This window comes from Leucobacter sp. GX24907, from assembly GCF_053567335.1.
This window is the reverse complement of sequence record NZ_JBSGPD010000004.1, coordinates 241,365-263,278: the sequence shown is the minus strand read 5'-3', so window position 1 is coordinate 263,278 and position 21,914 is coordinate 241,365. Positions and strand designations below refer to the sequence as shown.

The window sequence follows — 21,914 nt, the reverse complement described above, 5'->3', positions numbered from 1 at the left end:
CGGGGGTCGCGTCGTCGGTGCGGCTCCGGCCGATGAGACCAGGCTACGCGGTGGCGCAGGATCGCGGTGGCGTGTTCGCCGCAGGCGTTACGGGCGCCGATCCTCCCCTTCCTTCTCCCCCTCCTTCCTTCTCCCCCTCCTTCTCGTCCCTCTCCTTCTCTCCTCCTCTCCTCCTCGTCCCTCTCCTCCTCTCCTCCTCTCCTCCTCGTCCCTCTCGTCTCTCTCCTCTTCCTCTCCCCCTCGTCCCTCTCGCCTCTCTCCTCCTCTTCTCTCGCCCCCCTCTCCTGCGAACTTGCGCACTTTGTTGCTTCGGCGCTTCCGAAGCAACAAAGTGCGCAAGTTCGCAGCCGCCATTCACGCTCCACAGGCGACGATTCCCACGAATTCCATCCACAACGTCGTCACTCAGGCACTACGGCGGCTCGCAGCGCACCAGGATCGCAGCATGCCCCGCCCGCGAAGCCCGATCCCCGACCTGCCTCCGGCCTTCGGCGTCGGCGAGGCTCTGGAGAAGGGGATGAGCGCCGAGGCCCTGCGCCACCCCTCCCTGGAATCCCCCTTCTTCGGGGTTCGTGTGCGGCCCGATCGGGTCCCCGCAAGCACCACCACCCTTCACGACGAGATGATCGGGCAGGCCCGCATGTTCACTCCGCGCATGCGCACCGGAGAAGCCGTGAGCCACACCTCGGCGCTCGTCATCTACCGCTGCCCCATTCGTTGGAATCGACGACTGCACGTCACGGCAGCACCCGGCTTCGCCCCCAATCGCACAGCCGGTGTCATCGGTCATGGATCCTCCGTCGTGAACGAGCTCCGGATCATCGAGGGCGTCTCGGTGGTGTCCCCGGCAGTCGCCCTGCTGCAGAGCGCCGACCTGCTCCCGCTCAGGGAGCTCGTCGTCGCGATCGACCATTTCGTGCTCCCGCGCGGCCCGAAGCGTCGCTCGCTGCTCGCCCGCGAGGAGGTGCTCGAACTCGCCGAGCGCTTCCGGGGGCGCGGATCCCGAAAGCTGAGACAGGCGGCGAGGCTGTCCCGTGTCGGGGCCGAGTCCCGCATGGAGACGCTCACCCGTCTCGTACTCGTCGCCTTCGGGCTCGACCATAACTTCGAACTGCAGGTGAATCTGTCGGATCGCGGAGGGTGGATCGGGCGATTCGACCTCGTGGCCCGCGATCTCAGGCTCATCGTCGAATACGACGGGGATCACCACAGAACCGACAAGGCGCAGCACCGCAGGGACCTGAGACGTCTCGCAAGAGCCCGGAAGGCGGGGTTCGAAGTGCTCCAGCTGCTCGACGACGACATCATCAGCACCCCACGAGCCACGGCCGAGAACGTCGCCCGCGAGCTCGGGATGTCAATCTCGGAGCATCCGCTGCTCAGGGAGCTCCTCGCCCTCCCTGCTACTTGACCCGCGAAGTTGCGCACTCTGTTGCTTCGAAAACGCCGAAGCGACAAAGTGCGCAAGTTCGGCGGCGAGATCGACGCTCGCCCCCCTGACAGACGCCGCCCACCCTCGGAAGTAATCGAATAACGATAATATCGATATTCGATATGTAGGGGAACGGAGGATCTCATGACCGCCGAACAGCCGATCCAGCCCGCGGAGGCGAAGCCGACGGCGCACAGCGTTCGCACCGATGCGATCACCGTCATCATCATGAGCGTCCTGGCCGCCGGGGCCGTGATCACGCTCGCGGCATTCCGGTCCCTCCGACTCTTCACCCCCGACGGCGTCGCCTGGACGCTCCCCGTCGAGCCCCAGACTCTGACCGCCGACGGTCTCACGCTGTACAGCTCGAGCGGGCCCGCGGAATCGGAGCCCATCACCGGCACCGCAACGGCACTCGAGGTGATCGTGAACGACCTGAACACGGTGTCGACGGTCTGTCTGGCGGCGTCGATCGTGATCATCGCGATCGCGGCACTCATCGCGATCGCCTGCACCGCTCGCATCGCATGGCTGTTCCTGCGCGGGCGCTTCTTCACCCGCTCGGCCAGCGCCGCCCTCCGCACGCTGAACTGGTCGCTGGCAGCCGGCGTCCTCTTCTTCCACCTGCTCTGGACCATGGGCCGCAACGGAGTCGAGGCCGCGCTGAACGTCCGCGCGCAGAGCATCGACGGCTTCGAGTGGTGGGGCTGGTACTGGATCGTGCTCTTCGCCATCGTCTCCCTCGGGCTGGTCGACGTCGCACTGCGCCGCGCGATCCGCCTGCAGCAGGACACCGAGGGACTGGTATGACTCGCCGGACGACCGCACCCCGAATCGCGTCTGCACCCGGATCCGCTGCACGGCCTTCCGTCCACTCCACCTCAGGAGATCCCATGTCCCCCGAATCCGCACCCACAGGTCGCGCACTGCTTCGAGCACTGATCGCCGCGGCCGCCCTGGTCGCCCTCGGCTCCATATTCTTCGGAACCTGGTTATCGCTCAGTGCGGGCGAGGACAAGAACGGCGCCTTCAACTTCTCCGTCGCCTATGCCGCGCCCCTCGACGCCGAGCCGGGTGTCGGCCCGCTCGACCCCGAGATCGAGACGACGCAGTTCTACGACGACATCATCGTCGCATCGCACGAGCCGCTAGTGCTCCCCCGCACGCTCGCGAGCATCGCGACGGCCATCCCCTTCGTCATCGTGCTGCTGGGGTGCATCAGCACAATCGTCCTGGCATCGCGACTGCTCAGCGCCAGGCCCTTCGGCCGCGCCGCCCTGGTGATGCTGGCACTGCTCGGCCTCGCCTCGGCGGCGACCGCGATCGCGGTGCCCTGGCTGGAATCGCGCGTGGGCGTGCTCGCGGCCCGAGAGCTGCACCTCCCCACCGATGGCGGTATGGTCGCGGATCCGGAAGCAGATGCCTGGGTCGTGCCGACGGGCTTCGACCCCCTGCAGGACATGCTGTGGCCGCTATTCACTCTCGGCGTCGCGCTGCTGCTGGTGGCCGCACTCTGGCGCCACGCGGTCCGCCTGCAGCGGGACACCGAGGGGCTGGTCTGATGCCTCCCGAGGAGACTCACGCGATACGCTGCCGGCTCGACGAACTGCTCCTCGCGCGCGGAATGACCCTCACCGAGCTGAGCGAACGGGTCGGTGTGAGCGTCGTGAACCTCTCCATCCTGAAGAACAATCGCGCGAAGGCGATCCGCTTCTCGACACTGACCGCGATCTGCAGGGCGCTGGAGTGCGAGGTGGGCGAACTGCTCACGGTGGATCGCGGGTGAGGCCGGGCTGAGACGGCTTGGCGGCCGGCCCCGCCTTTCTGCGCTATCCCCCGCCCTGCGGAACGTTCCGGAGCCGCTACACGGCGGGGGCGGCCGGAGCCGCGCCGCCGATCGGCTCCACCACAACCGCGGTGCCGTACGCACAGAACTCGGTGAAGTTGCCGATCGCTCCAGAGTCAAAACGCATGCCCACGACCGCGTTCGCTCCCCGCTGCTGCGCCTCAGCCCACATGCGCTGCATCACCTGCCAGCGGGACTCGTAGATCACCTGCGTGTACTCGGTCATCTCGCCACCGCCAAGCGAACGGAAGCCAGCCGTGAAGTTCTGCCCGAAGTTCGCGGAACGAACGGTCAGACCCATGACCTCCCCGAACACCTGCGTGATCCGATACCCCGGAACTTCATTGGTGGTGACTACGAACACGGCGACCTCACTTCTCTCCGGCGACACTGGGGGCCAATCCTCACACCGAGAACGGTGGAGCAACCCACCGACGACACTATCGCGTACTGTCCCAACTACCGCGCTGCAGCGCCAGCGCCGCCGACCGAAAACGCTGCGCGTTTTCGCTAGGCGGCCACCCCGCGCTCCGCTCCGTGGGCCTGGCGCTGTAGCGCCAGCGCCGCCGACCGAAAACGCTGCGCGTTTTCGCTAGGCGGCGCCAGTCGACAGGGCCCAGGACGCAGCATCAAACGCGCGCAGCGTCCAGAACAACTTCTCAGCGTCCTGAGGCGTCGCCCAACTCGACACCTTCACCCCGACAACCCCCGTCACCCGGTTCATGTAGATCATCTGCCCATGGATGCCGAGCGCCAGCATCACATCGCCGCTCGGCCCCGGGAACCAGAAACCGTTTCGGTACATTCCGCCGGGCATGTACGTCTGATCGGGCGCCATCGCGAAAGCCTCACGTGAGTCAGGGCCTCCCGCAAACGTATCTTCGACCCACTCCTCCGGCAGCACTTGAGCACCGTCCAGCGCACGCCCCTGGTTGACGAAGAGATGCCCGAACCGAGCGAGGTCGCGCATCGCCGCTGACACTCCCCCGTCGAACATGCCCCCACCGACGCTGTCGATGCCGACGTGGGCATCATATTCGGCCCCCATCGGCTGCCACAGCTTCTCCGACATGACCTCGGCGGCGTGCACACCGACGGCGCCCTCGATCACGAAACCGAGCGCATCAGTTTCGCAGGACTTGTAATCGAACGCTCCTCCGTGCGGGCCCTTCTGCCCGAGCGTCGCCAAGAATCCCAGCAGGCTGTCGGGCACCTCCGGATGCCGCTTCGGAGCCCATCCGATGGCCTCCTCCAACAACCGCACCTCAGCATTGTCATTGAGGTACTCCTCGGAGAAGCGAACCCCGGTGCGCATATCGACGAGTTGCCTCACCAGAGCGCCCTCGTAGCCCGAGCCTGCGAGATCCGGAACATACTGCGTGACCAGCCCCTCGAGATCGAGTTCTCCCTCGACCGAGAGCACACCGGCGATCGTCGCGGTGAGCGACTTCGACACCGACATGAGCAGATGCATACCGCCCCGTCGATAGTCCCCGAGATACTGCTCGCCGACCATGTCGCCGCGATGGAGCACCATCCATCCATCGCCCTCCGTGAATGACATCACGTCGGCAAAGGGCAGCGCACGGTCTTCCCAGGGGTGCGCAACCATGAGACTGCGCAGCTCGACCGGCCGGTACCCGAACTCAGTCGTGCGACCGCCTCTCGCGATCTTGTGCACCGGTAGGAAGGTCTCCATGTTCTGCATCGACCAGCGGAGGTAGGGCGCGAACTGCCACTGATCGAGCGGCGGAGGGTACGCGGCGCGATGCTCGTCGGGCAGGGATGCGCTGACTGCGGGGATCGCGCCCGTCGGCGGCCCGACCTCGGGAGACAGCGGCACCTCGTGGGGCTGCGCGAACGCCCCCTCGCCCTCCGAAACGGGCACCTGGTACGGTACTTCCGCTAACGCCGCAGGAAGAACCGGAATCGCGCCCGTCACGGGCGGGAACTCGTGATCGGGGATGATCGGCACGGTTCCAGCGCGAAGCGGATCGTACTCAGTGCTCATCGTGACAGTATCCCACGCTGACCGTCAGCCCTTCGCGTTGTTCTGCGGTTTCGATGACTCCTCGTCGTTGTCGATCACAGTGGTGAGGTACATGCCTCGGATGGCATCGATCAAGTACTTCGCGTGCAGTGTGAGCCCGCCATGTTCCGCTTCGAGGTGCCCCTTCGTCACCAGGATGCCGAGATCCGAACCCTTCCACCGGTAATCGCCCGCGTTGTAGATGCGCAGGTAATACGCCTCTGCCTCGCCTCGTAAGGAGTGCCAGTCGAGACCCGCTGTGCTGTAGACGAGGTGTCCCAGGTGATCGATGACGTACCGGCCGGTGCGGGGCGCTGCATCGATGCGCTCGATCGTGTCGGAGGTGTGTTTGATCACCATGTGACTCCACTCGTCCTCCGAGGCGAGCTCCTCCCAGCGCGCATTGATCTCATCAACGTCGATCTCGAAATCGATGCCCGAGTACTCGAGCAGGTGGAAGGCGAAGAGCGGCATATCGGCATAGGCGCCGGCCGTCACATTCGTGATCGCCGAAGCCCCCGAGATTCGCGGGTTGAGCTCCCCGAGATACACGTCGCCGGTATCGGTGTCGAGCAGCACATCGACCTCGAAGAAGCCGCGATAGCCCTCTTTGCTCAGGCGGTCACCCAGCTTGCGCACGAGTGAGATGGCGGCGCTCCGGCTCGCGTCGTCGAGCACGGTCGGAAACATCTCATTGCCGGCCCATCCACCGCGATACGGGGTCAGCTCGGCATGACCGGTGATCTCGGTCATGCACGGACCGACGATGGTGCCCCGTCGCGTCAGCACGGCTTCGATTGCTACCGGACGGTGGTTGATCCGCTTCATCACCTTGATCTCGACGTCTGCGACCTCATCGGCGATCTCGGCGAACTCGGCCTCGCTGGTGACGAAGTATGTGGTCTTGCCCGAATCACCGTAGGCGGTCTGAATCACCAGATCCTGCCCGAGGCCCGCCTCATCGGTGACCTTCACGAGTGCGTCCCAGTCCTGCACCGTGGTGAGCACGTTCGGCACGCTGGGTACCCCCACGGAGTCCGCGATCTGAGTGGTCACGATCTTGGAATCGAGCCGCTCGCGCAGTGCATGGCTGGGCAGGATCAGCTCGTAGTCGAGCTCCTCGCAGATCCGCTCGGTCTCCTCGTCGAAGAACACCGCGACGATGCGCGGACGCGTGCCGGCAGGGGTCTTTGCTTCGATGTGGGCGCGCACCTCGTGGTTCCGGAGCAACCAATTGTTGATGTCTTCGCCGCTCTCGAACTCGACGTACGGCTTGTGCACCGGAGTAAAGACCCGCGGGTGCCCACCGTCCCAGCTGTCGTAGTAGCTGATGTACGAGAAACCGCGCACCCAGCGATCGAGACCGAGGAGGTTGAAGGCGGTCGCTCCGACGAAGAAGACCGGGGTCTCATCGGTACGGAAATAGTGCCGCATCTCCGAGATGTTCTTGATCTTTGTCCAGTTGCTGCGCCCGATGGTGACGGGTCCCGACCGTGGCGTCCGTCGGGAGCGCCGGCGTGGCGTGCGCTGCATGGTCGCTTGCTCTGCGGGGGTTCCGGATCCTTCGATCGACCCCTTGAGCGCGCTGCCGGTGATGGCGCCGCCCTTCGCAGCAGCCGGCGTGCTCGGCGGCTTCGTCGCACCGCCCTTTGCCGTTGACTGGCTCTTCGAGGCGGCCGGCGCTGGCGCGGATTCTCCTCTTGTCGACTTCTTCGTCGCGATGGGCTTCTTCGCTGCCGGAGCCTTCGCTGCCGGAGCCTTCGTCGCCGAGACTCTCGTCGCTGCAGGTTTCTTGGCCGCGGGCTTTTTCGCCGCAGGCTTCTTGGCCGCGGACTTCTTCGTCCGGGGGGCCTCAGCCGCGTTCGTAGCCTCGGCAGCCGAGGTTTCAGGGGTCTGTGGAGATACTTCACGCGCCATTGCGTTTCCTTCCATCGAAGACGGGTGCATGCATCCTTACACGGGAATCGTCATGTGGCCAAAACGAGACCCAAACGACACGGTCGAAGCTTCGGCTACGGTGAAGGATATTCACCTCGTGCGAGCTATTGCAGCGCGGAGGTGAGCCTGGCGAGCCCGTCGAGCAGCTTGGCCGGCAGCGGCTGCCGCTCCCATTCTTCGAGAGTGAGCTCTCGCGAATTCTTCCGGTAGTAGTCGTTCACATCGTCGAGGTCGCGTACGAAGCTCGCCCCATGGACGACCATCGAGACCTCCATGTTGAGACCGAAGGATCGCTGGTCCATGTTCGAGGAACCGAAGACCGCGACGCGACCATCAATCGTGAAGTGCTTCGAATGCAAGATGTATGGCGGCCGGAACATCATGATCCGCACCCCCGCACGCAGCAGTTCCTCGTAGTAGGAGCGTTGCGCGTGATAGACCATCGGCTGGTCTCCGATCTCCGAGACGAAGAGTTCGACATCGACGCCGCGCGCGGTTGCCGCGCGAAGCGCGTTCATGATGGATCCGTCGGGCACGAAGTACGGGCTCGTAATACTGATGCGCTCTTCCGCGGTGTAGAGCAGCGAAACGAACACCTGCAGGTTGTTTTCGGAGGCGTACCCCGGCCCACTCGGCACCACCTGGCAGTCGAGCTTGCCCGGCTGTCGCGTCGGCACCCCGTCGTCGATCAGGTGCCCGAGCACCTCGTCGGTCTCGATGAACCAGTCGCTCTGGAATACCGCCTCGAGCCCGAGCACGATCGGCCCCTCGACCCGCACCATGAGGTCTTTCCAATGCAGACCACGCCGCCGATTGGATCGCTTGTTATAGCTCGAATCAACCAGGTTCTGCGAACCGGTGAAGCCGACCCTGCCGTCGACTACGACGATCTTGCGATGGTTGCGCAGATCCGGGCGCTGGTACTCCAGGCGCCAGGGGCGCACTGGCAGCATGTAGGCCCAGTCCGCTCCGATCTCGGTGAGCCTGCGCGCCGTACGACGCATGCCCGGGTTGCGCACCGACGAAATGTGGTCGAGCAGCACACGCACCTTCACACCGCGCGCCGCGGCTTCCGCCATCGCCGCAAAAACATCTGCCGTGGTGCTGTCGAGCACCAGAATGTAGAACTGCACGTGCACGTACTCGCGCGCCTCACGAATCGCAGCAGCCATATCCGCGAGGGATGCCTCGTAGTCGATGCAGATCGAAGCGGTGTTACCGCGAAGCATCGGTTGCGCACCGAGAGAGCGCCCGAGCGTCACCGCGTTCCGAATCCCGTCTGGAATCTGTTCCATCGGAGTGACGAGCTCCTGCTCTTCGCGCTCCGCGATCTCGGCCACGAACTCATTGACCGCTGCCTGCTTCCGTTCACGGGAACGGGGAAGGCGCTTGCTGCCGATAATGAGGAAGAGGATCAGGCCGGGAACCGGGAGGAAGAGGATCGCGAGAAGCCAGGCCACTCCAGAGGTCGGACGACGATTCCGAGGAACCACGAACAGTGCGACGATGCGGATGGTGTTGTCGATCAGCACTGGAACGAGCGCCCAGCTCGTCAGCCATCCGGAGAGCCAGAGGAGAAAAGCATCCATGTTTGCCCTCCCCTCACGCGCCGCCGCTCGACATGGATCTGATCACCAGCCTACGGGGTCGTGGCGCTGCGCCACGCTCACGCGGCTGCAGAGGGGGATCAGCCGACCACTGTGTCAGGCGCTCTGCTTCGGCGGCAGCCCTGCTTTCGCCCGCTCTTCCGCTTCCATTTCGCGGTACACACGACGCTCAGTACGATCCGCTCGCAGCAGCAGTCTGAGCACCGAGAAGAAGAAGATGCCGATCAGCACGGTCGGGGTGATCGACCAGAGCGCGTTGGCCCACCAGTTGTCCATGATCAGATTCTACCGATCCTCTCCGCAGGGTCCCTGGGATAGCGGTATGGCACTCGGCCCGCTGAAGAAAGCCGGAGTCGTGAAGCGATACGGCTCAGCGACGCTCAGCACATCACTTCACGAGCGGGAAGAGGATCGTCTCGCGGATCCCCAAACCGGTCAGCGCCATCAGCAGCCGATCCATGCCCATGCCCATACCGCCCGAGGGAGGCATGCCGTGCTCGAGTGCGCGCAGGAAGTCTTCATCCACCCGCATCGCCTCATCGTCACCCTGTGCCGCCTGGGCGGCCTGCTCGACGAATCGCTCGCGCTGCACGACCGGATCGACGAGCTCGGAGTAGCCGGTGGCCAACTCGAAGCCGCGAATGTACAGGTCCCACTTCTCCACGACGCCAGGAATGCTGCGGTGATGCCGTGTGAGCGGGCTCGTCTCGACCGGGAAGTCCATTACGAACGTCGGACGGGTGAGCCCGTCCTTCACGAAGTGCTCCCACAGCTCCTCGACGAGCTTGCCATGGTTCGGCAGCTTGACTTCGACGCCCTCGGCATCTGCGATTGACTGCAGCTCATCGACAGGCGTTTCAGGGGTGATCTCACGACCGACCGCCTCCGAGAGCGTGCCGTACATCGAGATGCGATCCCAATCGCCCCCCAGGTCGAAGAGAGTGCCATCGGCCCACCGCACGACGTGCGTGCCCGCACGGTCTGTTCCCGCGTTCACATCGATCGCGGCATTCTGGATCAACGCCTGGGTCAGGTCGGCGATGCCGCGATAGTCGGTGTACGCCTGGTACGACTCGAGCATCGCGAACTCGGGGCTGTGCGTCGAGTCAGCACCTTCGTTGCGGAAGTTGCGGTTGATCTCGAAGACCCGCTCGAGCCCGCCGACTGCCGCACGCTTCAGGAACAGTTCTGGGGCGATGCGCAGATAGAGCTCGGTCTCGAACGCGTTGGAGTGCGTGACGAACGGCCGAGCTGCGGCTCCGCCGTGCATTGTCTGCAGCATCGGAGTCTCGACCTCGATGAAACCGAGATCTGCAAAGGTACGACGCAAGCTCGCCATCGTCTTCGCGCGCGTCACGACGTTGGTGCGTGCCTGCTCGCGCTGAATGAGGTCGAGGTAGCGCTGGCGCACCCGCGTCTCCTCATTCAACTCCGCATACATGTTCGGCAGCGGAGCAATAGCCTTGGCAGCGATCTGCCATTCGTCGACCATGATCGAGAGCTCACCGCGGCGGCTCGAGATGACTTCGCCGTGCACGAAGAGGTGGTCGCCCAGGTCGACGAGCTCTTTGTATCGGGCGAGCTGATCCTCACCCACGCTCGCGAGACTCACCATCGCCTGGATGCGCGTTCCATCACCTGCCTGCAGACTCGCGAAGCACAGCTTGCCGGTGTTGCGCTGGAACACGACGCGCCCGGCAACGCCGACCGTCTCACCGGAGACCGTGTCGGGCTCCTGCTCGAGGTGGCCCCACTGCTCACGCACGGCAGGAATCGTCGTCGTGACCGGAACCGTCACGGGGTATGCCCCTCCGGCGAGGTCTCCCGAAGCGTCGAGCTTCGCGCGCTTATCCAGGCGCACCTGCTTCTGTTCGAAGACCTCCTGTTCGAAGGCGACGGTCTCCTCAGCTGCGTCAGGCGCGGTCTGTTCGCTCATTGGGGCGGGGTCCTCCGTAGATCCGATTCCAAGCGCGACGGAACCGATCGTTCACGAAGCGCCGCCCCAATCCTAGACGTTCCCGCCCGGGTTGTGCTCGGCGTCGGGCTCAGCAGCAGACGCTGCACGCAACTCCTCCTCGATCGCCGCCCGCACCACACCGGCGACCAGCGCATCGGAGCGCTCGATTCCGAGGTCTCGCAGCGATGTTGTGGAGTTACGCACGACCGCACGCGAGAAGTCGGCCGCTGCGGTGATCGCTTCCGCGTAGGCCGGGCGATCCTGCTCGGCGACAACGACCGGTTCGGCACCCATCTCAACTGTGAGTGCCTGGCCGATCGGCAGCACCGGCGCAGGGGCAGTCACTGCGACTGTCGCACCGGCGAGGCGGGTCAGGTCGAGGCTCGTACCCGTGAAGACGAGCGCGGGATGGAGCGCGAGCGGGATCACACCACTCGCAAGCGCCGGAGCAAACACGCTGTGTCCGTGCTCGGCAGCGGTGTGCACGGCGATCTGGCCGGGCTGCCACGCGCCGATCTCGGTGAGACCGAGCACCAGTGACGGCAGTTCATCGCCGGGCACGGCGAACAGCACGAGCTCGGACCTGCGCACCACCTCCTGCACTTCGAGTACCGGTGTGCCCGGCAGCATGCTCTCCGCGCGTTCTCTGCTTTCCGCACTCACTGCGGAGATTCCGGTGATCGCATGCCCGGCGCCTGCCAACGCGCGTCCGAGCACGGGGCCCACTCGTCCGGCACCGACGATGCCGATACCCAGCCGTGATGCTGCTGTTCCGCTCATGCCTGGCCTCCGTCGATCCGCTGTTCGCCCCACGGGTCGACCTGCAGATCGGCATCCTGCGCGACGCTGTGCACGTCACTCTGCACCGCATCATGCCGCTCTGCGTTCTGCACGCGAACGACGGTTTCCGCCAACCGATCGAACAGGCACCGTGCAACTGTCAGGTCGAGCCCGCGCATCTGCACGGTAACGGGCCCGAGCACAGTGTGCGCTTGAAGCGAAGCGAGTCCGAGCAGACGGTGGACTGCCGGGCGGCGCAGCTGCACAGACTGGGCCCGCAGCACCGGCATGACGACGAACCCACGGGTCAGCGCCCCTTTCCGCACCCGCAGAGTCGCACGCTCCGGGTTCTGGATCTCTTCGCCTGCCCGGTCCGCGCCCTCCAAGAGGATGCCCGCTCGACGGCGTCCCCACCAGAGAACGATCCCGGATCGCGATCCTCCACCCGTGTATCCACTTCCTGGGCCCGAAAGCCCGTTCCTCAACGACTCGATGTCACGCTCTTCGGCTCCGGTCGCAGGCAGCAGCGCCTCGAGCACACGAAGCACGTCCCGCTCAGGGCCGACCGGCAATACGACGTTCTGGATCGGATTCTGCCCGGCCTGAGCGGCCGAGTAACCGGCCGTCGTGATGCGCACCCGCCACCAGCCGAACGGTCGCCACCCGAGCGGCTGCCGCGCTTCGACCGCATGAATCCTCCCGAACGGGATGGATTCGGTGTTCGTCGCAGTGAGCCCCGACCCGACACGTACACCGTCCCGCGAGCGGGTCAGGGTGAAATTGAAGCCCTTGTTGAATTGGGAGAAGAGGAGGCCCGCGAAGACGATGCCGGCAGGTACGAAACCGGCGAGCACACCGAGGTTCCAGAAGCTGCCGACAATCATGGCCGCCACCACGACGAGCAGCGCGATCATCTCCCAGCCCAGCAAGATGCCGAGTACGAGACGCCCGACGGGCACGCGCACCAGTACACCCTCTCGCTCGGCAGCGTGATCGATGTCGGCATCAGCGAAGTCGAGTACTCGGCGGTCCAGTGCCGCGGTCGGCGACACAGGAACCTCAGTAGGCAACGCAGGGGCCGCGCTCAGAGCAGCCTGGTCGGAATGCTGCGGAGCATCCTCGGGACCTTCGATCGCACCTCGAGAACGGGCAGCACTGCGGATGATCTGCTCGCGCACGGTCTTCGCATCCCGGTGCGCGAGATACGCGAGTTCGACTTTGCCGCCTTGTCCGGCCGTCTGCACGTCGATCTTGGTGAGCCCAAGCATGCGAGCCAGGAGGGGACGCTGCAGGTTGACACTCTGGATGCGCTGCAACGGGGCCCGGCGGTGCCGTTTGAAGACGATGCCCTGCCGAGCTTCGACCTCATCGTTAGAGATGCGGTAGCTGTGCATGCGCCAGCTCAACCACGAGAAGAGCAGGATCAGCAGGACCACTGCAAGCAGGCCGCCGATAACGACGAGCAGCAGCCCCTCTTCCGCAAGATAATTGAAGAGGTCGAGGAGGTCCCGTTCGGATGACGCGTCGGGACTCCCGTCGAAGCGCGCATCCACGAACAGTTCGATGAGCCGGTCGCGGAAGTTTGCGACCAGGATGCCCGCGATGACGATGAGTGCGAGGCCGCCCTGCAGAAGTGGCGTGAACGGATGCATGCGCCGCCACCCGTCGCCCGCCTGCGCTCCGGGCAGCCCATCCATGGGAGCTTCGGAACCCGCCGAGTCGACAGAGCTGATTGAGTCGCTCGAAATCTCCTTCGTCGCTTCTCCGGGCTCTTCTCTGGGCTCTTCTCTTGGTTCAGTCACAGTCCCGACCGTCTCGTTTCAGCGAGTGCCACGAGCTTGTCGCGCAGTTGCTCGGCCTCATGTTCCGGCAGACCCGGCAGATTGACCCCGGTCGCAGCAGAAGCCGTCACGAACTTCAATGTCGAGAGGCCGAGCGCACGCAGCAGTGGGCCCCGCGTGACATCGACGAGCTGCAGTCGCCCGTACGGCACCGCGATGATGCGTTCGAACAAAATGCCGCGCCTGAACAGCAAGTCGTCTTCTCTCAGCACATAGCCAATGGCGCGAACACGTCGGAAGGCGAGGAGGGCGTTGACGAGCAGCAGGAGCGCAGCCGTGGGCAACCCGATGAGCACACCGAGCGGCGCACTATCCGAACTGACGAGCGCGACGATCGCAAATGCGATGCCGACGATCAGCACGAAGAGCAGGTTGAGCGTGAGGTCGGCCCAGGCGTATTTCGGTGAGACACGGTGCCACCCCGGATCATGCCAAGAACCAGGCGCTCCTCCTGACGTCGCATCTGCCGAACGTCCGACCGTCTGAGTCGAAACCTCGTCTGCGCTGTCAGCGCTGCCTTCGATAGTCACGTTCCCACTCTAGCGAGGGGGTTCGGCGCTTAGGCGGTGGCGATCCCGGTATCCGGATCTGCTTCAGGCCCTTCCTCGGCCTCACCTTCCCCGTCTTCAGGAGGCGGGATGCGACAGCAGCGCTCAGCGATCACTCCGCACACTGCCAACACCAACCCGGCACCGAGCACCAGGACCATCGGCAGCCAGGTTCCGACAGCGGCAGGCACGCTGCGTCCGAGCAGCGAAAGCGCGAGTCCCGCGCCGAATCCGCCGAAGACTACTCCCACGAACAGGCTCGCGCGTGCGGCTGCGAGGATCAGCACGGCGGTCGACGGATTGACGTTCCCGCCGGTCTCTCGTCGCACCGCTCGGCGCAGCATCAGACCGAGCACGAGTACCGCGAGCGCGAAGAGCACAAGCGTCGCCGGCAGCGTGAGCGGCGGAATCAGCGGCGCGTATCCCCGGGATGACCGTGCGACCTGCAGCAGTACACCGGCCGCTGCGGCGAGCGCCGTAGCGGCCGCCAGAACCAGTGGTGAGACATGGCTCGGGCTAGACACGGTGCTCGCCAGATCGGTCCGGTTCATGTGATGGCTCCGCGAACGGGCGCGTGGTGTCGCCCAGGCGTTCCAGTAGCTCGGCCACGCGTCCGTGCCCCATCAGCACGGCGGAGGGTTCCAAGTCGAGCCACGGTGCGAGCACGAAGTCGCGCTCGTGGGCGTGGGGATGGGGAACACGCAGTCGCTCATCGTTGATGACTCGTCCGCCGTAGAGGATCAAGTCAATGTCGAGGGTGCGATCCCCCCAGCGCGCGTCGCGGATGCGACCGTGTCGATTCTCGATATCTTGCATGAGATCAAGCAGATCGTGCGGAGATAATGAGCTCTCGGCCGTCGCGACACCGTTCAGGTACCGAGGGGCATCCGGATCCGGGCCGTCAGTCGTGAGCGCGATGGTCTCGCGCAAGGGCGAGGCGCGGAATCCGCGTACTCCGTCGGCAGCGGCGAGTTCGCGCTGGGCCGCGCGGATCGTCTCCCCTCGGTCTCCGAGGTTGGCGCCGAATGCGAAGAGCACCGGTACTATCTGCGCGATCACACGCGATCACCCGCCCGTCGTCGTACGATCGTCACCGACACGTCCCCGAACGTCACGGGGATCGGCGCGTCCGGTTTATGCACTGTGATCGTCACCGACGAGACACCATCGAATGCGAGCACGACCTGTGCAACGCGCTCGGCGACGGTCTCAATGAGGTCGACGGGATCGCGCTCCACTGCTTCACCGATCGCCGTTGCCAGTTCCCCGTAGTGCACGGTGCGAGCAAGCTCGTCGCCACGGGCCGCCGCCGCCAGGTCAACCGAGACTTCGGCGTCGATGAGGAAGCGCTGACCCTGCTCCCGTTCGAAGTCGAACACACCGTGATGGGCGAATACCTCGAGCCCGGTGAGCGAGATGCGGTCACCCGAGCCGTTCGCCACCGCACCGCTTGCCACCGCACTGTTCACGGCCGTGTCGCTCACTGCGGCACCGTTCACGACCGAACCGCGCCGCGCGTTCCAATCCGTGTCGCCGTTTCGCCACGCGTCTTGGACGGCAAGCGCCTGCACCGTGCCCGGCACGTCGTGCACGCGAACACCCCAGGCTCCCGCTTCGGCCGAAAGCGCGCTCACGACTGACGTCGCAAGATCCCTCGCTTCTGGGCCGCGATGCCGTGCATCGCCCGGCAGCTCGGCCAGGACTTCGGCGAGCATCCGCTTCCGTGAAGCCCCGATGAGTACCGGGTACCCGAGAGAACGAAGCTCGGGCATGGCCGCGAGGAGCTGCCAGCACTGCGCGCCGGTCTTGTCGAACCCCAGTCCCGGGTCGATCATGATGTGCGTGGGATCGACCCCGGCCCCCAGTGCGGCCTCGGCCTGTCGATGCAGTGCACCGCATACCTCCGCGATCAGGTCCGCGTAGTCGGAACGCTGATACTCCGGATCGGGGATCCCGCGCCAATGGCTGATGATGAAGCTGGCACCGTGCTCGGCTGAGGCCCACGCGGCAGCGGCGAGCATAGCCGGATCGTGCGTGCCTCCCGACACGTCGTTGATGTAGCGCGCGCCCGCAGCCACACAGGCTTGCGCGGTCTCGGCGTGCAGAGTGTCGATGGAGACGATAAGCCCACGGTCAGCCAGCCCACGCACAACCGGTAGAACCCGGCGAAGCTCCTCTTCGCGCGCCACGGGCTTGGCGCCCGGCCGCGTGGACTCCCCACCTACATCGATGATGTGAGCGCCCTGAGCAGCAAGCTCGATGCCTCGCTCGATCGCCCGCTCGACGGTGTCAAAACTCCCGCCGTCACTGAACGAATCAGGGGTGACATTCAGCACCCCCATCACGAGAGTCAACGGGGGCCTCCAATGAGCGTCATGATCTCGGCACGGGACGCAGCCTCTCCCAGCTCCCCACGAGATGCGACCGTCACCGTGGTGGCATCGGCTTGCCTGATGCCGCGATAGCTCACACAGCCGTGGCTTGCTTCGAGCACGACGAGCACGCCGGCCGGCCGCAACCCTTCCTCCAGCGCATCGGCGATCTGCTCCCCGAGTCGCTCCTGCACCTGCGGGCGTGAGGCGAGCGTATCGACGACGCGAGGCAGCGCGCTGAGACCCACCACTCGTTCGGCGGGCCGGTACGCGATGTGAGCCCGACCGCGGAACGGCAGCAGGTGATGCTCGCACACCGATCGGAGATCGATGTCGCGCAGCAATACGAGCTCGCCGGTCTCGTCACCGACGGGCAGCGCATCTGCAAGGTGCTGCACCGGATCGACGCCCATACCCGAGAAGAACTCCGCGTAGGCATCGGCGACGCGGGCGGGCGTCGCCGCAAGCTCTGCTTCGTCGGGATCGGCGCCGATCGCGAGCAGCAGCTCGCGCACCGCGGATGCGACGCGCGCACGGTCGACGCTGCCGCTCATCGCTCCGGCTGCTCCCCGGGCTGTGATGAAGGAGGGCGCGACGCGCTCTCGTCGGGCGCCGAATCACCGGGCGCCGAATCACCGGGCACCGGATCACCGGGCGTCGCATCGTCGGTCTGCGCGATCGGGGGCACCTCGATCGGCGGCCGGTCTGATACCGGTCGGTCGCCGCTCGAGAGCCAGGTTGATCGCTCTGGCAGCTTCTTCACATCATGGAAGACTGCGGCGATCTGGTGGTGGTCGAGGGTCTCCTTCTCAAGCAGTTCACGTGCCAGTCGGTCGAGGACGTCGCGGTTCTCGACGAGCACCTGATAGGCCTCATCGTGCGCCTGCTCAAGAAGCGCACGCACCTCCTGATCCACCGTCGCGGCGATACCCTCGGAGTAGTCACGGCTCTGACCGAACTCACCGAGGAATGCGCCCGGCTGCGCCTGTCCGAGCTTCACCGGACCAACCGTCGCCGACATGCCGTAATCAGTCACCATCTTGCGGGCCGTGCTGGTCGCCTTCTCGATATCGTTCCCCGCCCCAGTCGTCGGATCGTGGAAGACGAGTTCCTCTGCGACTCGTCCGCCCAGTGCATAGGCGATCTGATCCTGCAGCTCGTTGCGCGTCACCGAGTACTTGTCTTCGAGCGGAATCACCATCGTGTAGCCGAGCGCACGTCCGCGAGGCAAGATCGTGATCTTCGTCACCGGATCCGTATGGTTCAGACCAGCGGCGACCAGTGCGTGACCGCCCTCGTGGTAGGCCGTGATGAGCTTCTCACGATCCTTCATCACTCGGGTACGCCTCTGGGGGCCGGCGATGACGCGGTCGATTGCCTCGTCGAGGGCCCGGTTATCGATGAGCTGCGCGTTCGAACGCGCAGTCAGCAGTGCCGCCTCGTTGAGCACGTTCGCGAGATCCGCACCAGAAAAACCGGGGGTCTTGCGAGCGACCGTGTCAAGATCGACGTTCTTCGAAAGCGGCTTGCCCTTCGAATGCACCTCGAGGATCTTGCGGCGCCCCGGCATGTCCGGGTTGTCGACACCGATCTGCCGGTCGAAGCGGCCCGGACGCAGTAGCGCGGGGTCGAGCATATCCGGGCGGTTCGTCGCCGCAATCAGAATCACGTTCGTCTTCGGATCGAAGCCGTCCATCTCGACCAGCAGCTGGTTCAGCGTCTGTTCACGCTCGTCGTGACCGCCGCCCATGCCCTGACCGCGTCGCTGGCCGACCGCGTCGATCTCATCGACGAAGATGATCGCCGGCGCGTTCGTCTTGGCCTCCTTGAACAGGTCGCGCACTCGGCTCGCACCCACACCGACGAACATCTCGACGAAGTCGGAACCGGAGATCGAGTAGAACGGGACCCCCGCCTCTCCCGCGACCGCGCGCGCGAGCAGCGTCTTCCCCGTACCGGGCGGACCGTACAGCAGCACGCCCTTCGGGATGCGCGCACCAACCGCTTGGAAACGCGAGGCATCTTGCAAGAAGTCCTTGATCTCGTGCAGCTCCTCGACCGCCTCGTCAGCTCCGGCAACGTCCGCGAATGTGACCTGCGACATCTCCTTGGAGACGAGCTTCGCTTTGTTCTTGCCGAACTGCATGACACCGCGACCGCCGCCGCCGGCCATCGACGAGAACATCCACCAGATCAGTAGGCCAATGATCAGTAGCGGAAGCATGAAGCCGAGGAGCGACCACAGCGGGTTCGGCTGCGGCACCTGGTCGGTGAAGCCGTCCTTCAGCTTCGCGTCGTCGACCGCCTGAACGACATCCTCTCCGCGCTGCGTCACGTAGAAGAAGAAGACGTCCTTCGACCCCGCCTCCTTATCGACCTTCGCGAGCTCGAGGTTGACTCGCTGGTCGCCGTCGATGAGCTCGGCTTTGACCGCCTTGCCATCGGCGAGCATCTCCAGCCCATCCTGCGTGGAGACCTCACGGACGCCACTGCCCGAGAGCAGCGACCACCCGATCAGCACGATCAGCGGGGCGAGGATGAGGTACAGCAGCGGGCCACGCCACAGCCTCTTCAGAGGCGATGTCTTCTCGCTCTGCTCTGACTTCTCAGACTTAGGTGCCAAGTCGGGGCCTTTCTACCTGGGCGTACCGAAAAGGGTACGGACGCCCATCAGCGTAGTCGAGGGCACGGACATCGCTCTGGGATTCCCCCTTTGGGAGCGCCCGGTTCCGCTCAGAGCTGACAGAGAAGGCGTCCGTCTATGCGTCGCCCGCCCCGCGCTACGCTCCGTAGGCTGCCGCCGTGGGCGGCACCGGCGACGCGACGAACGCTTCGCGTCCGTCTATGCGTCGCCGCCATACACATGGGGCGCGAGGATGGCGACGTCGCGCAGGTTCCGATAATCCTCCGCGTAGTCAAGGCCGTAGCCCACGACGAACTCCACCGGAATGTCGTAGCCGACGTACGCGACATCGACGTCGACCTTCAGCGCTTCGGGCTTGCGCAGCATGGTGCAGATGCGCACCGACTTCGCCCCGCGCGACTCAAGGTTCTCCTTCAGCCAGGAAAGCGTGAGACCGGAGTCGATGATGTCTTCGACGATCAGCACATCGCGCCCGGTGATATCAGTGTCGAGATCCTTCAAGATTCGCACGACACCGCTCGACTTCGTGCTGGCTCCATACGACGAAACGGCCATCCAATCCATTTGCGCATGGAAGCGCAGCTCCCGCGCCAGGTCCGCCATCACCATGACGGCACCCTTGAGCACGCCGACGAGCAAGGGCGGCTGAGCGTCTGTCGCCGCCGGTTCATCGGGAGCACCGAACCCGTAGTCGGTCTCGATCTCACGGGCGAGCTCCGCCAGTCTCGAGCGCAGCTCCTCTTCGGTGTGCAGTACGACAGTGAGCCTGTCTCCCAGATGCTTCGAATCCATGCGACTACTGTACGCGGGGAGAGCCCCGCTGACGTGAGAACACGAGGAGTCCGCCCCTACGAGAAACCGAGATCCCCGGCACATTGATGGGGCCCTGGCCCCTCCAGGCGGTGACCAGCTCGGCGATCGCAAGCGTGTGCTCCCGACTCAGAGTCTCTCCGAATTCATCTGCGGCGATCCTCCTGATGATGCGATTCCTCAGGGCCGCGGGATTGGCTGCGAGCGCACCGACCGACGCCGCGATTCCAGCCTCAGCAGGTTCGACGAGTTCTTCGATCATTTCGTCGACCATCTCGTCGAGGGCTTCAGCGTCTTCGCGCGTGAGGTCGGCCGTGCGGGCGAGTGCCCGGGCGACACCCGGCCCGAGTTCTGCTTCGAGCATCGGCAAGATGCGGTGGCGCACCCGCACGCGGGTGAAGGCCGGGTCGAGGTTCTGCGGGTCGTGCCAGGGCTCAAGCCCCTGAGCCGAGCAGGCGCGTTCGGTTGTCGCACGGTCGATTTCTGGGGTGGCGCGCAAGAAGGGGCGCCGGATCGCGCCTCGCTCGACGGGGATCCCCGAGATGCTGCGCGTTCCAGATCCTCGAGCGAGGGCGAGCAGTACTTGTTCCGCCTGGTCATCCCGCGTGTGCGCAGTGAGGAGCAACTCCGCACCGATATCTGCGCGGATCGTCTCGAGCGCAGCGTAGCGCGCCATTCGCGCCGCGGCCTCAGGGCCGACGGATCCCCCGGGGACCGCGATCCTGCGCACCACCACGGGAGCGAGACCGAGCTGCCCGGCCACGGCAGCAGCGCGAGCAGCAATCTGCTCCGAGCCCGACTGCAAGCCATGATCGATGATCGCGGCGCCGGCCCTGCACCCTGCCCGCTCAGCCTCGAATGCGAGCGCGGCGGCGAGTGCAAGAGAGTCTGATCCTCCCGAGAGCGCGACCAGCACTAGTGGTGCCGGTCGTTCCCCCGGATTCGTCCGTTCCGCGCTCCACTCGGCAAGCGTGCGTCGCACCGCGGTCCGAGCATCGGCGACGGCCGCATCGAGTCTCGGCATGCGCGTCATGCATCATACGCTACCCGTCGCCGCCAGAACCGTCCGATCCTCCGGTACGCTTGGCTCCGAATCGACCGCATGAGCGCAAGATCTTCCGAATCACCGCAAGATCAGCAGCACGAACACAAGGAGCCGTGAATGACCGCAGCATTCGACGCCGTCATCGAGATCCCTAGGGGGAGCCGTAACAAGTACGAGGTCGACCACGAGACTGGTCGCGTATATCTCGACCGCGTGCTCTACACCGGGTTCGTGTACCCCACCGACTACGGATTCTTCGAAGAGACCCTCGGCGAAGACGGTGATCCGCTCGACGTGCTCGTGCTGCTCGACTACCCGGTGTTCCCCGGAGTCGGAGTGAAGGTGCGCCCCGTCGGCGTGCTCAAGATGAGTGACGAGGCCGGCGGCGATGACAAGGTCATCGCGGTACAGCACAAGGATCCTCGCTGGGCGCACATCCAGGACGTCGCCGACATCCCGGAGTACACCCGCAAGGAGATCGAGCACTTCTTCGAGCACTACAAGGATCTCGAGCCCGGCAAGTGGGTCAAGGTCGACGCGTGGGGCTCGGCAGCCGATGCCGAGCAGCTGATCATCGAAGCGCAGCAGCGCCTCGCCGAGCAGCACTGACGACACCGCTCACGGCGCTGGCTCCGGCGCAGTTTCCGGCGCGTCGTGAGAACAACTACACTGGACAAAGATGCCCGATCGGTTCGGGCGATTCGATGATGCAAGGAGCAGCATGTCCGAGAACAACCTGTTCGTTCCCGCTGAACAGAAGTCGTCTGGCGCAGGAGCAATCGCCGGTTTCGTGATCTCGCTCCTGCTGGTCTTCGGCGGTTTCTGGGTGATGTCGATCGCATTCAGTACACCGGGGCTCGAGGTGGAGCTGTTCATGGGCGGCCTGCTCATGGACGTCGTCGGCTTCTGGCTGGCGTTCGGGTTGATCCCGAGCGCAACCGTCAAGAAGCACTAAGGCCTGCGAGCACTCGGTCTCGAGACCGCTCGCCGAAGCGCTCTCGCCCTCGGGCGAGGGCGCTTTCGCGTGACCGGCCTCGGGTGACGGCACACTCGGGTGACGGCACA

The 21,914-nt window shown here is 65.2% G+C and carries 24 protein-coding genes; 7 read left to right on the top strand and 17 right to left on the bottom strand.

What is annotated here, in order from left to right:
- Nucleotides 1–87 precede the first annotated feature (87 nt).
- Nucleotides 88–300: a hypothetical protein gene (locus ACUYV6_RS08145; RefSeq protein ID WP_449278156.1), complete on the bottom strand. Its 213-nt coding sequence runs from the start codon at nucleotides 298–300 to the stop codon at nucleotides 88–90.
- Between the two features lie 145 nt (nucleotides 301–445).
- Between ACUYV6_RS08145 and ACUYV6_RS08140 the strand changes: the two genes are divergently transcribed.
- From ACUYV6_RS08140 to ACUYV6_RS08125, 4 genes are all read left to right on the top strand, one after another.
- Nucleotides 446–1,411, top strand: a complete 966-nt coding sequence (locus ACUYV6_RS08140; protein WP_449278155.1) for a DUF559 domain-containing protein — start codon at nucleotides 446–448, stop codon at nucleotides 1,409–1,411.
- Between the two features lie 165 nt (nucleotides 1,412–1,576).
- Nucleotides 1,577–2,242 carry a hypothetical protein gene (locus ACUYV6_RS08135; protein ID WP_449278154.1) on the top strand — a complete coding sequence of 222 codons (666 nt, stop codon included), beginning with the start codon at nucleotides 1,577–1,579 and terminating at the stop codon, nucleotides 2,240–2,242.
- An 83-nt stretch (nucleotides 2,243–2,325) separates the two neighbouring features.
- Nucleotides 2,326–2,994, top strand: coding sequence for a hypothetical protein (locus ACUYV6_RS08130; RefSeq protein ID WP_449278153.1), 669 nt, complete (start codon nucleotides 2,326–2,328; stop codon nucleotides 2,992–2,994).
- Nucleotides 2,994–3,218 (top strand): helix-turn-helix domain-containing protein, encoded by a 225-nt coding sequence (locus tag ACUYV6_RS08125; protein WP_449278152.1) that lies wholly within the window; start codon nucleotides 2,994–2,996, stop codon nucleotides 3,216–3,218. The genes ACUYV6_RS08130 and ACUYV6_RS08125 overlap by 1 nt, the downstream gene beginning before the upstream one ends.
- 76 nt (nucleotides 3,219–3,294) lie before the next feature.
- Here ACUYV6_RS08125 and ACUYV6_RS08120 read toward each other — a convergent pair whose 3' ends face one another.
- The 3 genes from ACUYV6_RS08120 to ACUYV6_RS08110 form a co-directional block, all read right to left on the bottom strand.
- Nucleotides 3,295–3,669 (bottom strand): YbjQ family protein, encoded by a 375-nt coding sequence (locus ACUYV6_RS08120; RefSeq protein ID WP_449278151.1) that lies wholly within the window; start codon nucleotides 3,667–3,669, stop codon nucleotides 3,295–3,297.
- Nucleotides 3,670–3,870: 201 nt separating this feature from the next.
- A complete protein-coding gene (locus ACUYV6_RS08115; RefSeq protein WP_449278150.1) occupies nucleotides 3,871–5,289 on the bottom strand; it encodes a serine hydrolase domain-containing protein in 1,419 nt (472 codons plus the stop codon).
- A 24-nt stretch (nucleotides 5,290–5,313) separates the two neighbouring features.
- Nucleotides 5,314–6,741: a biotin carboxylase gene (locus ACUYV6_RS08110; protein WP_449278149.1), complete on the bottom strand. Its 1,428-nt coding sequence runs from the start codon at nucleotides 6,739–6,741 to the stop codon at nucleotides 5,314–5,316.
- A gap of 7 nt (nucleotides 6,742–6,748) precedes the next feature.
- Here ACUYV6_RS08110 and ACUYV6_RS08105 point away from each other — a divergent pair, with 7 nt between their 5' ends.
- The gene (locus ACUYV6_RS08105) at nucleotides 6,749–7,369 is read left to right on the top strand and encodes a hypothetical protein (RefSeq protein WP_449278148.1); all 621 of its coding nucleotides are present in this window, start codon (nucleotides 6,749–6,751) and stop codon (nucleotides 7,367–7,369) included.
- Here the strand turns inward: ACUYV6_RS08105 and cls are convergent.
- The 13 genes from cls to tilS all read right to left on the bottom strand — a co-directional run bounded on the left by cls (nucleotide 7,350) and on the right by tilS (nucleotide 20,828).
- Entirely contained in the window at nucleotides 7,350–8,834 is a 1,485-nt protein-coding gene (gene cls, locus ACUYV6_RS08100) for a cardiolipin synthase (RefSeq protein WP_449278147.1), read from the bottom strand. The genes ACUYV6_RS08105 and cls overlap by 20 nt on opposite strands.
- Nucleotides 8,835–8,948: 114 nt before the next feature.
- Entirely contained in the window at nucleotides 8,949–9,128 is a 180-nt protein-coding gene (locus tag ACUYV6_RS08095; protein ID WP_449278146.1) for a hypothetical protein, read from the bottom strand.
- 112 nt (nucleotides 9,129–9,240) lie between these two features.
- Complete coding sequence (lysS, locus tag ACUYV6_RS08090) at nucleotides 9,241–10,788, bottom strand: lysine--tRNA ligase (protein ID WP_449278145.1); 1,548 nt, start codon at nucleotides 10,786–10,788, stop codon at nucleotides 9,241–9,243.
- A 72-nt stretch (nucleotides 10,789–10,860) separates the two neighbouring features.
- Complete coding sequence (locus ACUYV6_RS08085; RefSeq protein WP_449278144.1) at nucleotides 10,861–11,589, bottom strand: DUF2520 domain-containing protein; 729 nt, start codon at nucleotides 11,587–11,589, stop codon at nucleotides 10,861–10,863.
- Nucleotides 11,586–13,391, bottom strand: a complete 1,806-nt coding sequence (locus tag ACUYV6_RS08080) for a PH domain-containing protein (RefSeq protein ID WP_449278143.1) — start codon at nucleotides 13,389–13,391, stop codon at nucleotides 11,586–11,588. The genes ACUYV6_RS08085 and ACUYV6_RS08080 overlap by 4 nt, the downstream gene beginning before the upstream one ends.
- Entirely contained in the window at nucleotides 13,388–13,960 is a 573-nt protein-coding gene (locus ACUYV6_RS08075; protein ID WP_449278142.1) for a PH domain-containing protein, read from the bottom strand. The genes ACUYV6_RS08080 and ACUYV6_RS08075 overlap by 4 nt, the downstream gene beginning before the upstream one ends.
- 29 nt (nucleotides 13,961–13,989) lie before the next feature.
- Nucleotides 13,990–14,529, bottom strand: a complete 540-nt coding sequence (locus ACUYV6_RS08070; RefSeq protein WP_449278141.1) for a DUF3180 domain-containing protein — start codon at nucleotides 14,527–14,529, stop codon at nucleotides 13,990–13,992.
- Nucleotides 14,495–15,037: a 2-amino-4-hydroxy-6-hydroxymethyldihydropteridine diphosphokinase gene (gene folK, locus ACUYV6_RS08065; protein ID WP_449278140.1), complete on the bottom strand. Its 543-nt coding sequence runs from the start codon at nucleotides 15,035–15,037 to the stop codon at nucleotides 14,495–14,497. Before folK ends, ACUYV6_RS08070 begins: the two co-directional genes overlap by 35 nt.
- Nucleotides 15,034–16,320 carry a dihydropteroate synthase gene (folP, locus tag ACUYV6_RS08060; protein ID WP_449278139.1) on the bottom strand — a complete coding sequence of 429 codons (1,287 nt, stop codon included), beginning with the start codon at nucleotides 16,318–16,320 and terminating at the stop codon, nucleotides 15,034–15,036. Before folP ends, folK begins: the two co-directional genes overlap by 4 nt.
- A gap of 8 nt (nucleotides 16,321–16,328) precedes the next feature.
- The gene (folE, locus tag ACUYV6_RS08055) at nucleotides 16,329–16,904 is read right to left on the bottom strand and encodes a GTP cyclohydrolase I FolE (protein ID WP_449278138.1); all 576 of its coding nucleotides are present in this window, start codon (nucleotides 16,902–16,904) and stop codon (nucleotides 16,329–16,331) included.
- Entirely contained in the window at nucleotides 16,901–18,973 is a 2,073-nt protein-coding gene (ftsH, locus tag ACUYV6_RS08050; RefSeq protein WP_449278137.1) for an ATP-dependent zinc metalloprotease FtsH, read from the bottom strand. The genes folE and ftsH overlap by 4 nt, the downstream gene beginning before the upstream one ends.
- 219 nt (nucleotides 18,974–19,192) lie before the next feature.
- A complete protein-coding gene (hpt, locus tag ACUYV6_RS08045) occupies nucleotides 19,193–19,786 on the bottom strand; it encodes a hypoxanthine phosphoribosyltransferase (RefSeq protein WP_449278136.1) in 594 nt (197 codons plus the stop codon).
- Nucleotides 19,787–19,790: 4 nt separating this feature from the next.
- A complete protein-coding gene (gene tilS / locus ACUYV6_RS08040) occupies nucleotides 19,791–20,828 on the bottom strand; it encodes a tRNA lysidine(34) synthetase TilS (protein ID WP_449278236.1) in 1,038 nt (345 codons plus the stop codon).
- Between the two features lie 138 nt (nucleotides 20,829–20,966).
- On the opposite strand from tilS, the gene ppa reads away from it, so the two are divergent.
- Both ppa and ACUYV6_RS08030 read left to right on the top strand, forming a co-directional pair.
- Nucleotides 20,967–21,458: an inorganic diphosphatase gene (ppa, locus tag ACUYV6_RS08035; protein ID WP_449278135.1), complete on the top strand. Its 492-nt coding sequence runs from the start codon at nucleotides 20,967–20,969 to the stop codon at nucleotides 21,456–21,458.
- A gap of 112 nt (nucleotides 21,459–21,570) precedes the next feature.
- Nucleotides 21,571–21,804 carry a hypothetical protein gene (locus ACUYV6_RS08030; RefSeq protein WP_449278134.1) on the top strand — a complete coding sequence of 78 codons (234 nt, stop codon included), beginning with the start codon at nucleotides 21,571–21,573 and terminating at the stop codon, nucleotides 21,802–21,804.
- The last annotated feature ends 110 nt before the right edge of the window (nucleotides 21,805–21,914 follow it).